This window comes from Pseudomonas sp. LB-090624 (genome assembly GCF_003205205.1).
Taxonomy (GTDB): Bacteria; Pseudomonadota; Gammaproteobacteria; order Pseudomonadales; family Pseudomonadaceae; genus Aquipseudomonas.
Genome location: NZ_QJRL01000009.1, coordinates 1 through 14,473, shown reverse-complemented (window position 1 = coordinate 14,473; position 14,473 = coordinate 1). Strand labels below are relative to the sequence as shown.

At 62.9% G+C, this 14,473-nt stretch carries 14 protein-coding genes and 1 tRNA gene; 7 read left to right on the top strand and 8 right to left on the bottom strand.

The window, feature by feature from the left end; all coding sequences use genetic code 11:
• Nucleotides 1-126 precede the first annotated feature (126 nt).
• The 6 genes from DMX11_RS11360 (at nucleotide 127) to cysG (ending at nucleotide 7,789) form a co-directional block, all read left to right on the top strand.
• Nucleotides 127-2,691 (top strand): DNA translocase FtsK, encoded by a 2,565-nt coding sequence (locus DMX11_RS11360; RefSeq protein WP_371921789.1) that lies wholly within the window; start codon nucleotides 127-129, stop codon nucleotides 2,689-2,691.
• A 62-nt stretch (nucleotides 2,692-2,753) separates the two neighbouring features.
• Complete coding sequence (gene lolA, locus DMX11_RS11355; RefSeq protein WP_110744620.1) at nucleotides 2,754-3,377, top strand: outer membrane lipoprotein chaperone LolA; 624 nt, start codon at nucleotides 2,754-2,756, stop codon at nucleotides 3,375-3,377.
• A gap of 12 nt (nucleotides 3,378-3,389) precedes the next feature.
• On the top strand, nucleotides 3,390-4,715 hold the full coding sequence (locus DMX11_RS11350; protein ID WP_110744619.1) for a replication-associated recombination protein A: 1,326 nt from the start codon (nucleotides 3,390-3,392) through the stop codon (nucleotides 4,713-4,715).
• Nucleotides 4,712-5,086: a fluoride efflux transporter CrcB gene (gene crcB, locus DMX11_RS11345; RefSeq protein WP_110744618.1), complete on the top strand. Its 375-nt coding sequence runs from the start codon at nucleotides 4,712-4,714 to the stop codon at nucleotides 5,084-5,086. The genes DMX11_RS11350 and crcB overlap by 4 nt, the downstream gene beginning before the upstream one ends.
• 30 nt (nucleotides 5,087-5,116) lie before the next feature.
• Complete coding sequence (serS, locus tag DMX11_RS11340; protein ID WP_110744617.1) at nucleotides 5,117-6,397, top strand: serine--tRNA ligase; 1,281 nt, start codon at nucleotides 5,117-5,119, stop codon at nucleotides 6,395-6,397.
• Nucleotides 6,398-7,789 (top strand): siroheme synthase CysG, encoded by a 1,392-nt coding sequence (cysG, locus tag DMX11_RS11335; RefSeq protein WP_110744616.1) that lies wholly within the window; start codon nucleotides 6,398-6,400, stop codon nucleotides 7,787-7,789.
• A 34-nt stretch (nucleotides 7,790-7,823) separates the two neighbouring features.
• Here the strand turns inward: cysG and DMX11_RS11330 are convergent, their stop codons facing one another.
• The 8 genes from DMX11_RS11330 to DMX11_RS11290 form a co-directional block, all read right to left on the bottom strand.
• The gene (locus DMX11_RS11330) at nucleotides 7,824-8,783 is read right to left on the bottom strand and encodes a glutathione S-transferase family protein (protein WP_110744615.1); all 960 of its coding nucleotides are present in this window, start codon (nucleotides 8,781-8,783) and stop codon (nucleotides 7,824-7,826) included.
• A gap of 93 nt (nucleotides 8,784-8,876) precedes the next feature.
• A complete protein-coding gene (locus tag DMX11_RS11325) occupies nucleotides 8,877-9,878 on the bottom strand; it encodes a glycosyl transferase family protein (protein WP_371921790.1) in 1,002 nt (333 codons plus the stop codon).
• Between the two features lie 11 nt (nucleotides 9,879-9,889).
• A complete protein-coding gene (locus DMX11_RS11320) occupies nucleotides 9,890-10,225 on the bottom strand; it encodes a TusE/DsrC/DsvC family sulfur relay protein (RefSeq protein WP_110744613.1) in 336 nt (111 codons plus the stop codon).
• Complete coding sequence (tusB, locus tag DMX11_RS11315) at nucleotides 10,222-10,518, bottom strand: sulfurtransferase complex subunit TusB (protein ID WP_110744612.1); 297 nt, start codon at nucleotides 10,516-10,518, stop codon at nucleotides 10,222-10,224. The genes DMX11_RS11320 and tusB overlap by 4 nt, the downstream gene beginning before the upstream one ends.
• Nucleotides 10,518-10,877 (bottom strand): sulfurtransferase complex subunit TusC, encoded by a 360-nt coding sequence (gene tusC / locus DMX11_RS11310; protein WP_110744611.1) that lies wholly within the window; start codon nucleotides 10,875-10,877, stop codon nucleotides 10,518-10,520. Before tusC ends, tusB begins: the two co-directional genes overlap by 1 nt.
• A gap of 2 nt (nucleotides 10,878-10,879) precedes the next feature.
• Nucleotides 10,880-11,272: a sulfurtransferase complex subunit TusD gene (gene tusD, locus DMX11_RS11305; protein ID WP_110744610.1), complete on the bottom strand. Its 393-nt coding sequence runs from the start codon at nucleotides 11,270-11,272 to the stop codon at nucleotides 10,880-10,882.
• A 121-nt stretch (nucleotides 11,273-11,393) separates the two neighbouring features.
• Nucleotides 11,394-12,773, bottom strand: a complete 1,380-nt coding sequence (locus DMX11_RS11300; RefSeq protein ID WP_016498869.1) for a nucleobase:cation symporter-2 family protein — start codon at nucleotides 12,771-12,773, stop codon at nucleotides 11,394-11,396.
• A 510-nt stretch (nucleotides 12,774-13,283) separates the two neighbouring features.
• The gene (locus tag DMX11_RS11290) at nucleotides 13,284-13,955 is read right to left on the bottom strand and encodes a Bax inhibitor-1/YccA family protein (RefSeq protein WP_003251184.1); all 672 of its coding nucleotides are present in this window, start codon (nucleotides 13,953-13,955) and stop codon (nucleotides 13,284-13,286) included.
• A gap of 251 nt (nucleotides 13,956-14,206) precedes the next feature.
• On the opposite strand from DMX11_RS11290, the gene DMX11_RS11285 reads away from it, so the two are divergent.
• Nucleotides 14,207-14,296: transfer RNA gene (locus DMX11_RS11285), tRNA-Ser, on the top strand.
• Nucleotides 14,297-14,473 lie beyond the last annotated feature (177 nt).

Sequence of the window (14,473 nt, the reverse complement as noted above, 5' to 3'; positions counted from 1 at the left end):
TAAGCCTTTGTCACAAAAGAAAATGCGTGCTCAAATTGCAGCTATACGAAAGTCGCCCCCACTCAAGCGCCTTATGGCGCGCCGTCATGGCAGTGGGCGGGCAGTAATGTTAAAAGTAGTGGTTCATTGGCCGCACCGCCGGCCGATCACTATTGGACGCGCACCACGCGCAGGAATAGACGCGTTTTGAAGAAAAACACCGCAACCCCAGCTCCATTGCCCGTGCCCCTGTGGCGGCAACAGCTGCACTATCGCCTCAAGGAGGGTGCGTTGATCGCTGTCGGCGCCCTGTGCCTTTACCTGTGGATGGCGCTGCTGACCTACGACACCTCGGACCCGGGCTTCAGCCACACCGCCACCGTGGACCAGGTACAGAACGCCGCCGGGCGTGCCGGTGCCTACTTCGCCGACATCCTGTTCATGGTGCTGGGGTACTTCGCCTATATCTTCCCGCTGCTGCTGGCAGTCAAGACCTGGCAGATCTTCCGCCAACGCCACCAACCGTGGGACTGGAGCGGCTGGCTGTTCTCCTGGCGGCTGATCGGCCTGGTGTTCCTGGTGCTGTCGGGGGCGGCGCTGGCGCATATCCACTTCCACCCGTCGGCGAGCCTGCCGTTCTCTGCCGGGGGGGCGCTGGGCGAAAGCCTTGGCGATCTGGCGCGCAACCTGTTGAACGTGCAGGGCAGCACGCTGATGTTCATTGCCCTGTTCCTGTTCGGCCTGACCGTGTTTACCGACCTGTCGTGGTTCAAGGTGATGGACCTGACCGGCAAGATTACCCTCGACCTGTTCGAGCTGGTGCAAGGCGCCGCCAACCGCTGGTGGGAAGCCCGCAACGAGCGCAAGCGCCTCGAAGCACAGCTGCGCGAGGATGAGCGGGTGCTCAAGGCCGCGCCGATGGCCGCCGAGAAGCGCGAACCGGCCAAGCCGGCCCTGCGTGAACGTATCTTCAAGCGGGAAGAAGCACCTGCCCCGGTGGCTGAGCCGCGTGAGCCGACCCTGAGCCGCGAACCGGTCGTGCCGCGCGAGCCAACCCTCGCCCGCGAGCCGGTGGTATCACGCGAGCCGATAGTGCCCCGTGCGCAGCCCGCCACCCCGATGATCGTGCCGCCGTCAGCCGACAAGGCGCCAGAGCCGAGCAAGCGGGTGATGAAGGAGAAGCAGGCGCCGCTGTTCATCGACAGCGCCGTGGAAGGCACCTTGCCGTCGATTTCCATCCTTGACCCGGCCGAGCAGAAAAAGATCGAGTACTCGCCAGAATCCCTGGCCGGTGTCGGTCAGCTGCTGGAAATCAAGCTCAAGGAATTCGGCGTGGAGGTGTCGGTAGACTCGATCCACCCGGGCCCGGTGATTACCCGTTACGAAATCCAGCCTGCCGCCGGCGTGAAGGTCAGCCGTATCGCCAACCTGGCCAAGGACCTGGCGCGTTCGCTGGCGGTGACCAGTGTGCGTGTGGTCGAGGTTATCCCCGGCAAGACCACCGTGGGTATCGAGATCCCCAATGAAAACCGGCAGATGGTGCGCTTCTCTGAAGTGCTGGCCACGCCGCAGTATGACGAACAGAAATCGCCGGTCACGCTGGCCCTGGGGCACGACATCGGCGGCAAGCCGGTGATTACCGACTTGGCCAAGATGCCCCACCTGCTGGTGGCCGGTACCACCGGTTCTGGTAAGTCGGTGGGTGTGAACGCGATGATTCTCTCGATCCTGTTCAAGTCCAGCCCGGAAGACGCGCGGCTGATCATGATCGACCCGAAAATGCTCGAACTGTCGATCTACGAAGGCATTCCGCACCTGCTGTGCCCGGTGGTCACCGACATGAAGGACGCCGCCAACGCGCTGCGCTGGAGCGTGGCCGAGATGGAGCGGCGCTACAAGCTGATGGCGGCCATGGGCGTGCGTAACCTGGCCGGCTTCAACCGCAAGATCAAGGATGCCCAGGAGGCAGGTGAAATCATCCATGACCCGCTGTACCGTCGCGAGAGCATGGACGACGAGCCGCCGGCGCTGAAAACCCTGCCAACCATCGTGGTGGTGGTGGACGAGTTCGCCGACATGATGATGATCGTCGGCAAAAAGGTCGAAGAGCTGATCGCCCGTATCGCGCAGAAGGCGCGGGCGGCGGGTATCCACCTGATCCTCGCCACCCAGCGGCCGTCGGTGGACGTGATCACCGGCCTGATCAAGGCCAACATTCCGACCCGTATGGCGTTCCAGGTGTCCAGCAAGATCGACTCGCGGACCATCATCGACCAGGGTGGTGCCGAGCAGCTGCTGGGCCATGGTGACATGCTGTACATGCCGCCGGGCACCAGCCTGCCGATCCGGGTGCACGGCGCCTTCGTGTCCGACGATGAGGTGCACCGCACGGTCGAGGCGTGGAAACTGCGTGGCGCCCCGGACTACAACGATGACATCCTCAACGGCGTCGAAGAAGCCGGTAGCGGCTTTGATGGCGGCGGCGGTGGTGGCGACGGTGACGATGCCGAAACCGACGCCCTGTATGATGAAGCGGTGCAATTCGTGCTCGAGAGCCGTCGTGCTTCGATTTCTGCCGTGCAACGCAAGCTGAAGATCGGCTACAACCGTGCCGCGCGCATGATCGAGTCGATGGAGATGGCCGGCGTTGTCACCCCGATGAACAGCAACGGCTCGCGGGAAGTGATTGCCCCGGGCGGCCCGCGCGACTGATGAACACCCTGCCGGGCGCCAACGGTGGCGTCCGGCCTTTTCAACGCTCAATGAGGATTCCCATGCGCGCGATTCGCATGCTGTTGGTTTCTGCCCTGACCCTGGGCTCGGTTACTGCTTATGCCGGTGAGCAAGACGTACAACGCCTGACGCAGCTGCTGGAAAAGTCGCAGACCCTCGAGGCCAACTTCTCCCAGCTGACCCTGGGTGCCGACGGCACCAGCCTGCAGGAAACCTCGGGCAAGATGACGGTCAAGCGCCCGGGCCTGTTCTACTGGCACACCGATGCACCGCAGGAGCAGGTGGTGGTGTCGGACGGCAAGAACGTCACCCTGTGGGACCCGGACCTGGAACAAGCCACCATCAAGAAGCTCGACGTACGCCTGAACCAGACCCCGGCGCTGCTGCTGTCGGGTGATGTGTCGAAGATCAGCCAGAGCTTCGACATCGCCTCGAAGGAGCAGGGCGAAGTGATGGACTTCACCCTCAAGCCCAAGACCAAGGACACCTTGTTCGACTCGCTGCGCGTGTCGTTCCGCAAGGGCCTGATCAATGACATGCAACTGATCGACAGCGTCGGCCAGCGCACCAACATCCTGTTCAATGGCGTCAAGGCCAACCAGCCGGTGCCGGACAGCACGTTCAGGTTCGACATCCCCAAAGGCGCGGACGTGATCAAGGAGTAACCGGAGCTCGTCATGGACCTGTTTCGAAGCGAACCTGTCGCCCAGCCCCTGGCCGCTCGCCTGCGCCCGTCCAACCTGGACGAGTATGTCGGCCAGGAGCACTTGCTGGCGCGCGGCAAACCGCTGCGTGAAGCGCTGGAGCAGGGCGCGCTGCACTCGATGATCTTCTGGGGGCCGCCAGGGGTGGGCAAGACCACGCTGGCGCGGCTGCTGGCGCAGTTCTGCGACGCCCACTTCGAAACCGTCTCGGCGGTATTGGCCGGGGTCAAGGAGATCCGCCAGGCGGTCGAGGTGGCGAAGCAGCAGGCCGGCCAGTATGGCCGCCGCACCATCCTGTTCGTCGATGAAGTCCACCGGTTCAACAAATCGCAGCAGGACGCGTTTTTACCCTATGTGGAAGACGGCACCCTGCTGTTCATCGGTGCCACCACCGAAAACCCGTCGTTCGAGCTTAACAACGCGCTGTTGTCACGGGCGCGGGTCTACGTGCTCAAGAGCCTCGACGAGGCGGCGCTGCGCAAGCTGGTCAACCGTGCACTGACCGAAGAGCGTGGCCTGGGCAAGCGCAACCTGCGGGTCGGTGACGAGGCCTTCAAGATGCTGATGGCCGCCGCCGATGGCGACGGCCGGCGGATGCTCAACTTTCTCGAAAACGCCTCTGACCTGGCTGAAGACCGTAGCGAGATCGATGTCGAGATGCTGCAGAGCCTGCTGGGTGACAGCCGCCGCCGTTTCGACAAGGGTGGCGAGGCGTTCTACGACCAGATTTCTGCGCTGCACAAGTCAGTGCGCGGCTCCAACCCCGATGGGGCACTGTACTGGTTTGCGCGCATGCTCGACGGTGGCTGCGACCCGTTGTACATCGCCCGCCGCGTGGTACGCATGGCCAGCGAAGACATCGGCAACGCCGACCCGCGCGCGCTCAGCCTGTGCCTGGCGGCGTGGGATGTACAAGAGCGCCTGGGTAGCCCCGAGGGCGAGCTGGCAGTGGCACAGGCCATCACCTACCTGGCCTGCGCGCCGAAAAGCAACGCCGTGTACATGGGCTTCAAGACCGCCCTGCGTGAAGCGGCCGAACATGGCTCGCTGGAGGTGCCGCTGCACCTGCGCAATGCCCCGACCAAGCTGATGAAACAGCTGGGTTACGGCGACGAGTACCGCTATGCCCACGATGAACCCGACGCTTATGCTGCCGGCGAGGACTACTTCCCCGACCAGCTTGAGCCGCGCCAGTACTACCAGCCGGTGCCGCGTGGCCTGGAACTGAAAATTGGCGAGAAGCTGCGCCACCTGGCCGACCTTGACCGCAACAGCCCCCGTCAGCGGAGAAAACCGTGATTGCAGTGATAGCCGCGGTCAGCGCGGGTGGTATCGCCGGTACCCTGTTGCGCTTTGCCACTGCCAACTGGGTAACGGCCCACTGGCCACGGCACTTCTATGCCGGTACGCTGGCGGTCAACCTGGTTGGCTGCTTGCTGATCGGCGTGCTCTATGGCCTGTTCTTGCACAAGCCGCTGGCGCCGGTCGAATTGCGTGCCGGCCTGATTGTCGGCTTCCTCGGCGGCCTGACGACCTTTTCCTCCTTCTCGCTCGATACCGTGCGCCTGATGGAAAGCGGGCAAGTGCCCCTGGCCTTGGGCTATACCAGTATCAGCGTGGTGGGCGGGCTGCTCGCGACCTGGGCCGGCCTGTCCCTGACCCGATTCTGAACCAACACCTACACATAACGAGAGAACGATATGCTCGATTCCAAACTGTTACGCGGCCAACTTCAGGAAGTGGCGGATCGCCTGGCCTCCCGTGGCTTCAGCCTGGATGTCGCGCGCATCGAATCACTGGAAGAGCGCCGCAAGGCGGTGCAGACCCGCACCGAGCAACTGCAGGCCGAGCGTAACGCCCGTTCCAAGTCCATTGGCCAGGCGAAGGCCAAGGGCGAGGATATCGCGCCGCTGATGGCTGACGTTGAGCGCATGGCCAACGAACTGGCCGCCGGCAAGGCCGAACTGGATGAGATCCAGGCCGAGCTGGACGGCATCCTGCTGACCATCCCGAACCTGCCGGACGCCAGCGTACCGGTCGGTGCCAGCGAAGACGACAACGTCGAAGTGCGCCGTTGGGGCACGCCGAAGGCCTTCGACTTCGCAATCCAGGACCACGTCGCCCTTGGCGAGGTTAGCGGTGGCCTTGACTTCGAAGCCGCTGCCAAGCTGTCCGGCGCGCGTTTTGCCGTGCTGCGTGGGCCGATCGCCCGCCTGCACCGTGCCCTGGCGCAGTTCATGATCAACCTGCACACCGGCGAGCACGGCTACGAGGAGCACTACACCCCGTACCTGGTGCAGGCTCCGGCCCTGCAGGGTACCGGCCAGCTGCCGAAGTTCGAGGAAGACCTGTTCAAGATCACCCGTGAAGGCGAGGCGGACTTCTACCTGATCCCGACCGCCGAAGTGTCGCTGACCAACCTGGTGGCCGGGGCAATCCTCGACGCCAAGCAACTGCCGTTGAAACTGGTCGCGCACACCCCTTGCTTCCGCAGTGAAGCCGGCGCTTCTGGCCGTGACACTCGCGGCATGATCCGCCAGCACCAGTTCGACAAGGTCGAGATGGTGCAGGTGGTGGAGCCTGCCAAGTCGATGGAAGCCTTGGAAGGCCTGACTGCCAACGCCGAGCGCGTGCTGCAACTGCTGGAGCTGCCGTACCGTGTGCTGGCCCTTTGCACCGGCGATATGGGCTTTGGCGCGGTGAAAACCTACGACCTGGAAGTGTGGGTGCCTAGCCAGGACAAATACCGCGAGATCAGCTCGTGCTCCAATTGCGGCGACTTCCAGGCGCGCCGCATGCAGGCCCGCTGGCGTAACCCGGAAACCGGCAAACCAGAGCTGGTGCACACCCTCAACGGCTCCGGCCTGGCCGTGGGCCGTACCCTGGTGGCCGTGCTGGAAAACTACCAGCAGGCCGACGGCTCGATCCTGGTGCCGGAAGTGCTGAAGCCGTACATGGGCGGCGTCGAGGTCATCCGCTAAATGGATTACCTGCCGCTGTTCCACAAGCTGCAGGGCGGCCGCGTGCTGGTCGTCGGCGGCGGCGAGATTGCCCTGCGCAAAGCGCGCCTGCTGGCGGATGCCGGCGGTGTGCTGCGCGTGGTGGCGCCGGATGTCGACGGCCAACTGGCCGCGCTGGCCAGGGAAGGTGGTGGTGAGGTACTGGTGCGTGGCTATCAGGCCGCCGACCTGGTCGGCTGCCGGCTGGTGATTGCGGCGACCGACGACCCTGGGCTGAACGCCCAGGTGTCGGCCGATGCACAGGCCCTCAGCCTGCCGGTCAACGTGGTGGATGCGCCAGCCCTGTGTACAGTGATATTCCCGGCGATCGTCGACCGTTCACCGCTGGTGATTGCGGTATCAAGCGGCGGTGACGCCCCGGTTTTGGCGCGTTTGATTCGCGCCAAGCTCGAGGCCTGGATCCCGGCAGCCTATGGTGAGCTGGCCGGGTTGGCCGCGCGTTTCCGGCACAAGGTCAAAGCCTTGTACCCGGACGTCAACCAGCGACGCGGCTTCTGGGAAACCGTGTTTCAGGGGCCGATTGCCGAGCGCCAGCTGGCCGGGCAGGGGGCCGAAGCCGAGCGTCTGTTGCAGGCGATGGTAGAAGGCGCGCCGCTGCAGCAGGGCGGTGAGGTGTACCTGGTAGGAGCGGGCCCGGGTGATCCGGACTTGCTCACCTTCCGTGCCTTGCGTCTGATGCAGCAGGCCGATGTGGTGCTCTACGACCGCCTGGTAGCGCCCGCCATCATCGAGATGTGCCGGCGTGATGCCGAGCGCATCTACGTAGGCAAGCGCCGCGCTGACCATGCCGTGCCCCAGGACCAGATCAACCGCTTGCTGGTCGATCTGGCCCAGCAGGGCAAGCGCGTGCTGCGCCTGAAGGGTGGCGACCCGTTTATCTTCGGCCGGGGCGGCGAAGAGATCGAAGAGTTGGCCGAGCATGGCATCCCGTTCCAGGTGGTGCCGGGCATTACCGCCGCCAGTGGTTGCTCCGCGTATGGCGGGATTCCGCTGACTCACCGCGACTATGCCCAATCGGTGCGCTTCGTCACCGGCCATCTGAAAGACGGCACCAGCAACCTGCCGTGGAATGACCTGGTGGCGCCGTCCCAGACACTGGTGTTCTACATGGGATTGGTGGGCTTGCCGACCATCTGCGCCGAGCTGATCAGTCATGGGCGGGCGGCAAGCACCCCGGCGGCGTTGGTGCAGCAGGGGACTACGCGTAACCAGCGGGTGTTTACCGGTACACTGGCAGACTTGCCGGACCTGGTGGCCCAGCATGAGGTGCATGCGCCGACCCTGGTGATTGTTGGGGAAGTGGTGCAGCTGCGCGAAAAGCTGGCCTGGTTCGAAGGTTCGCAGAACAGCTGAGAACGTTTGGGGCTGCAATGCAGCCCCGGCTTTCTCAAGCCTGCCAAATTCCTTTACCCACCAACCGCGCTCGATCATGCGTCAAGCCAAAGTCCTGCAAAGGCCCTTTAGGCACGATCCCGTTCGGGTTGATGGTCTTGTGGCTCATGTAATAGTGCTTCTGGATATGCTCCATATCCACGGTCCCCGCCACTCCCGGCCACTGGTACAGCTCACGCAGCCAGTTCGACAAGTTGTGGTAGTCGCTGAGGCGCCGCAGGTTGCACTTGAAATGCCCGTGATACACCGCATCGAACCGCACCAGCGTGGTAAACAGGCGTACATCGGCCTCGGTCAGGTACTCACCGGCCAGGTAGCGATTGCGGCTCAGCAAATCTTCCAGATAATCGAGTTCGTTGAACACATCGTCAAATGCCGCCTCGTAGGCGTCCTGCGTTGTGGCAAACCCCGCGCGGTACACGCCGTTGTTCACCGCCGGGTAAATGCGCCCGTTCAGTGCCTCGATAGCCGGGCGCAGTGGCTCGGGGTAGAGGTCCAGGGTATTGCCGGTCAGCTCGTTGAACGCGCTGTTGAAAATACGGATGATTTCTGCCGACTCATTGTTGACGATGCGCTTTTCTTTCTTGTCCCACAGCACAGGCACAGTCACGCGGCCGGTGTAGTGCGGATCATCCTGGGTATAGCGCTGGTGCAGGTACTGCAGGGCGTCGAGGTGGTCACCGCTGGAGCCTTGCTGCTGATCGAAGGTCCAGCCATGGTCTTGCATCAGCCAGCTGACCACCGATACATCGATCAATGGTTCCAGGCCTTTGAGGGCGCGCACAATCAGGGTACGGTGGGCCCATGGGCAGGCGAGCGACACGTACAGGTGGTAGCGGCCGGCCTCAGGGGCGGGCAACTGATTGCGGCGTTGGGCGTTTTCGCGTTTGAACGTGCCGTCCTTGCCGTTTTCATACCACTGGTCATGCCAGCGGCCGTCGATCAAAAGGCCCATGGTGAGCTCCTGAAACAAAGTTGTTTGTCATGGAGCCCAGTCTAGGCCAAATCGTTCGAACGAATAGCGCAAAGATCGGGGTTGTATAATCGATTAAATCGATTTGTTTCGTGCATCCCAGTAGCCTTGGGCGGTCGCAAAGGCCTGCTCACGGTCCTGTCCCAAGCCGCGCAGGGCCAGGGCCATGGTCGCGATCAGGGCCTTCTCGCCGTAGCTGTCTTCCACTTCCCCGCGCCAGAACGCCTGCAAGTGCTCGGCCTGCAGGCTGGCTGGTTTGACATGGCGGCGCTCGCTCAGCGCCGGCCACTCTTCGTCCCACGCTTCGCCTGCGGTGGTGCCGTAGAGGTGGCTGATGACATCCGGGTTGACTTCGATCTCGCCGCCATCACCTTTGATCACCACGGCATGGTCGCCGAGCAGGCGGCTGGCCTCCCGGTGCACCGCTTGGTAACCGGGGTGGAAGATGCTCTGCAGACCACAGCGTGCGCCCAGGGGGTTGAGCACCCGGGCCAGGGAGTGGATTGGCGAGCGCAGGCCCAGGGTGTTGCGCAGGTCGATCATGCGCTGCAACTGCGGCGCCCAATCGTGCAGCGGGAAAAATGCCAGATGGTGCTGGTCCAGCGCGTTTTCGACTGCAGCCCAGCCGCGGCACAGCGGGATCTGCAACAGGGCGAGCAACTGCTCGGTGTACATGCGCCCGGCGGTATGTGCGCCGCCGCCGTGCATCAGAATGCGCACACCATTGCCGGCCAGGCATTTGGCGGCCAGCAGGTACCAGGGTAGGTGGCGCTTCTTGCCGGCGTAGGTCGGCCAGTCCAGGTCCACGGCGATGCGCGGCGCCTGCAGGTGGGCACGCAGGGCTTCGGTGAAGCCGGCCAGCTCTTCGGCGCTTTCTTCCTTGTGCCGCAGCAGCATCAGGAAAGCGCCGAGTTGGGTGTCCTCGACTTTTCCTTCCAGCAGCAGGGTCATGGCCGCGCGGGCCTCCTCGCGCGTCAGGCCGCGCGCGCCGCGCTTGCCCTTGCCGAGAATGCGCACGAATTCGGCGAACGGGTGTTCGGCGGGGGTTTCCAGGGTAAGCGGGCGAACGTCAATCAAGGAGGGTTGGGTCATATGCAGTTGGTCGGCTTGGGCAGGCCCGCCAGCTTGGCGGCAAGTTTGGCGGGGGTGCCGTTGAACAGGCGGTTCAGGTGCGGGCTGTTGCCCTTGTCCGGGCCCAGCTTCAGAGCGGTGTACTTGATCAGCGGGCGAGTGGCCGGTGACAACTGGAATTCCTGATAGAACTGGCGCAGCAGTTCGAGGATTTCCCAGTGGTCCGGCGTCAGCGCAATGCCTTCGCGTTCGGCCAAGGCTTCAGCGGCAGCGTGGGACCAGTCTTGCAAGTCGACGAGAAAGCCGTCCTTGTCCACGGCGATCGCCTGATCGCCAACGGTAAGCGTATTCATAGCCAGCTGTTGACCTTGTCGTATTGCAGCGACAGTTCGACGAAACCGGCGTAGTCCACGGCCTTGGCCAGGTCGTTGCCGATCGCGCGGGCCTGCAGGTCTTCGTCCAGCGCGAACAGGCGCTGAGCCAGGCCGGCATCGTGCAGTTGGCGGTGCGGTTCGCTGCCGCTACGCAGGGCGTATACCGCATCGCCACACAACATCAAAGCGTCATCGGTGCCGAGCAGGCGCAGGCAGCTGGCCAAGCGTTCGTCACCAAACGGGGAGTGGGCAAGTACATGCAAGGTTGTCATCAGAGTGTTACCACCTGGTCGAAACGGGCGATCAGCGCGGTCAGTGCCGCGTCATCGAGCACTTGCACCGGCAGCGTCAGGCTATCGGCGGCCAGGCCACGGCGGGCCAGGCTGTGGCTGCAGGCGAACAGTTCTTCGACGCCGAACATTGGCAGCGCCTGCAGGTTGGCGGCCAGGTTCTTCTGTTCCACGGCGGCAGGTTGCTGGCCGGGAGCAAGCTGGAAAACGCCATCATCGAGGAACAGCATGCCCAGCGGCAGGTCGAACGCGCCGCCGGCCAGGGCGATATCCAGTGCCTCCCGGGCGGATGGGCCACTCCCAGGCGCCTGGCGGCTGATGATCAACAAGGATTTGGCCATGGTCAGTCGCCTCCGAAGCAAACAAGGCGGTCGGCAACTTGCGCTGCTTCGTGCAATTGGCCCAGGCCGGACAGCTCCCACGGCTTGGGCAGGTTGATGGCCGGGCGCTGGTAACGGTTGGCTTCCGCTTCGTCGAGCACGCCACGGCGCAGGGCGGCGGCGATGCACACCACCGCGTCCAGCTGCTGGGTCTCGATAAAAGCACGCCACTGAGCAGCTACATCGACTTCGTCCTGGGGCGCGACCACGTTGGCCGAGGCACTGTGCACCCCGTCCTGGTAGAAGAACAGCCGGGCAATCTCATGCCCGCCGGCCAGCACCGCCTCGGCATAGCGCAAGGCGCGCCGGGAGGAGGGCGCATGGGCCGGGGAGAACACCGCGATAGCGAATTTCATGGGTTACTCATGCAAGGGAATGCCGCCATGATAAAGCAAAAAAGCCCGCGCCCGCTTGTGCAAGCGGCGCGGGCTTCTATGTATCCGTGTGTCCTGCGCGCCCCCAGACAGGCAGACACCCTTAAGCCTGCTCCTTGCTCTCCGGCAAGAACCAGTTCAACACCAGCGCGCAGATCCCCCCAGTAGCCACACCCGACTCCAGCACATTGCGAATCGCCGCCGGCATATGCGCCAGGAACTCCGGCACCTGCGCCACACCCAGGCCCAGTGCCAACGACACGGCGATGATCAGCAGAGCACGACGGTCCAGCCGGGTGCTGGCCAGAATATTGATACCCGACGCCGCAACCGCCCCGAACATCACCATGGCCGCGCCACCCAGCACCGGCTCCGGCACTGCCTGGATCACCCCGGCAACGCTCGGGAACAGCCCCAGCAGCACCAGCATCACGGCAATCCACATACCGATGTGGCGACTGGCGATACCGGTCAGCTGAATCACCCCGTTGTTCTGGGCAAAGATCGAACTGGGGAACGTGTTGAAGACACCGGCCAGCAGCGAGTTGGCACCGTTGACCAGCACGCCACCCTTGATCCGCTGCATCCATACCGGCCCTTCTACTGGCTGGCGCGACACCTTGCTGGTGGCGGTAACATCACCGATGGCTTCCAGCGAGGTGACCAGGTAAATCACCAGCATCGGAATGAACAGCGCCCATGAGAAGCCCAGGCCAAAGTGCAGCGGGGTCGGCACCTGGAACAGCGCGGCTTCGTGCATGCCGGTGAAGTCCAGGCGGCCCATGTAGCCGGCCAGCGCGTAACCGACCGCCAGGGCGATGACAATGGCGCAACTGCGCATCCATACCACGGGGACGCGGTTGAGGATCACGATGATCGCCAGCACCACGCCCGACAGCAGCAAGTTATCGCCGTTGGCAAAGGTGCCGTTGGCCATGGCGCCAAAGCCACCGCCCATGCTGATCAGACCTACCTTGATCAAGGTCAGGCCGATCATCAGCACCACGATACCGGTCACCAGCGGGGTGATCAGGCGTTTGACGAACGGCAGAATGCGCGACACGCCCATCTCCACGAACGAGCCCGCAATCACCACGCCGAAGATGGCGGCCATCACACCCTCTACCGGCGTGCCTTGCTTGACCATCAGCGCGCCGCCCGCAATCAGCGGGCCGACGAAGTTGAAGCTGGTGCCCTGCACGATCAGCAGCCCGGCGCCGAACGGGCCAAAGCGCTTGCACTGGACGAAGGTGGCGATACCCGAGATTACCAGCGACATGGAAACGATCAGGTTGGTATCACGCGCAGAAACGCCCAGCGCCTGACAGATCAGCAGGCCAGGGGTAACGATTGGCACGATGATCGCCAGCAGATGCTGCAGGGCAGCCAGCAGGCCGATGAGCAGCCGCGGTTTGTCCTCCAGGCCAAGCACCAGTTCATTGGCAGGCGCCGCTGCGCCTGGGCTGTGTTCGTGTGAGCTCATTGCTGAAAGCCGCCCCGGAAGAAAAAAGGAGCGCATTCTACGGGGTGATGAGGGATTGGGGTAGAGAAAAGCACGATGGCGGCATGATCGGCGAGCATTTGCCTGATTATCTGACTTTTTGGTCAATAAATACGGTTGGCAGGGTTGTGGGGGCGCGGGTGTCCGCCTTGAGGGATAGGGAGGGGCAGAAATCGAGCGCCGCCCGCGCGGCGCATCGCGAGCTGCGCTCGCTCCGTTTGTTTCGGGCCAATTTTGCCTATGGGATTTTCGCGCGAACGCCTTTGGGCATGGCTCACTATCGCGTTGGGCGAGCAAGGCGTTCGCGCGCGCTGGCACAGACGATACTGGCCCGAAACAAACGTAGGAGCGAGCGCAGCTCGCGATGCGCCGCGCGGGCGGCGCTCGATTTATCAGGCGCTGAACCTCTACCGACGTACACCCGCACCCCAATCCCCTTTCGAACATCCACAAAAAAGCCCGCCGAAGCGGGCTTTCTCACGCAGCAATCAATCAGTCATCACGACCCATGATGCCAAACAACTGCAGCAGGCTGACAAACAGGTTGTAGATCGACACATACAGGCTGATCGTCGCCATGATGTAGTTACGCTCGCCACCATGAATGATCGCGCTGGTCTGGAACAGGATGCACACCGACGAGAACAGCACGAAGCCCGCGCTGATCGCCAGTTGCAGGCCGCTGATCTGGAAGAAGAAGCTGGCAACGACGGCACCCAGCAATACGAAGAAGCCTGCAGTGATGAAACCACTGAGGAAGCTCATGTCCTTGCGGGTAATCAGCACGTAGGCCGACAGACCGCCAAACACCAGCGCCGTCATGGCAAACGCCGAACTGACCACTTCAGCGCCACCGGCCATGCCCAGGTAGCGGTTGAGGATAGGGCCGAGGATGAAGCCCATGAAGCCGGTGAGGGCAAAGGTAGACACCAGACCCCAAGCCGAGTCACGCAGTTTGTTGGTAAGGAAGAACAGCCCGTAGAAGCCGATCAGCACCACGAACACATTCGGGTAGCCGACGCGCATCTGCTGGGCAACGAAGGCCATGACACCGCTGAAGGCGAGGGTGAGCGCCAGCAGGCTGTACGTGTTGCGCAGGACCTTGCTGATCTCCTGCTGCTCGACCTGCTGGCCGTGGTGTACGGCGTAATCCTGTTCGCGCATGGCGACACTCCTTGGTAAACCTGTGGTTTCGAACGTTCAGATGCTAGGAGTCTATCAGAGCTCCTGCAACCCGCGACACAGAGAGTTTGACAGCGTGTTTCATTGAGGTATTATGGCGGCCGCAAAACGAGCTGCAAGCGTGGCCAAGTCGTCTATGGCAACGGTCTTGAAACCGTCGATGGGCAACTATCCTGAAGTTCTTATTTCAGGTAGTTCCCAGATGTACACTTGACAGCAGCAGCGTCTGCATCGGGGAATTGGCAGAGTGGTTGAATGCACCGGTCTTGAAAACCGGCGAACGTGAGAGCGTTCCCAGGGTTCGAATCCCTGGTTCCCCGCCAAAATCGTTGAAAAAAGGGCTAGATGATATCTAGCCCTTTTTTTATTAGCTCTGTCCCGTCCTGAATAAGGTTTACACCTTTCCCCCGAGAATCTGGAGAGCTCGATGGTGCATGGTGTGAAGCGAACACAGCGTGATTACTCGCTGACTTTTAAATTGGCCGTAGTGGATCAGGTCG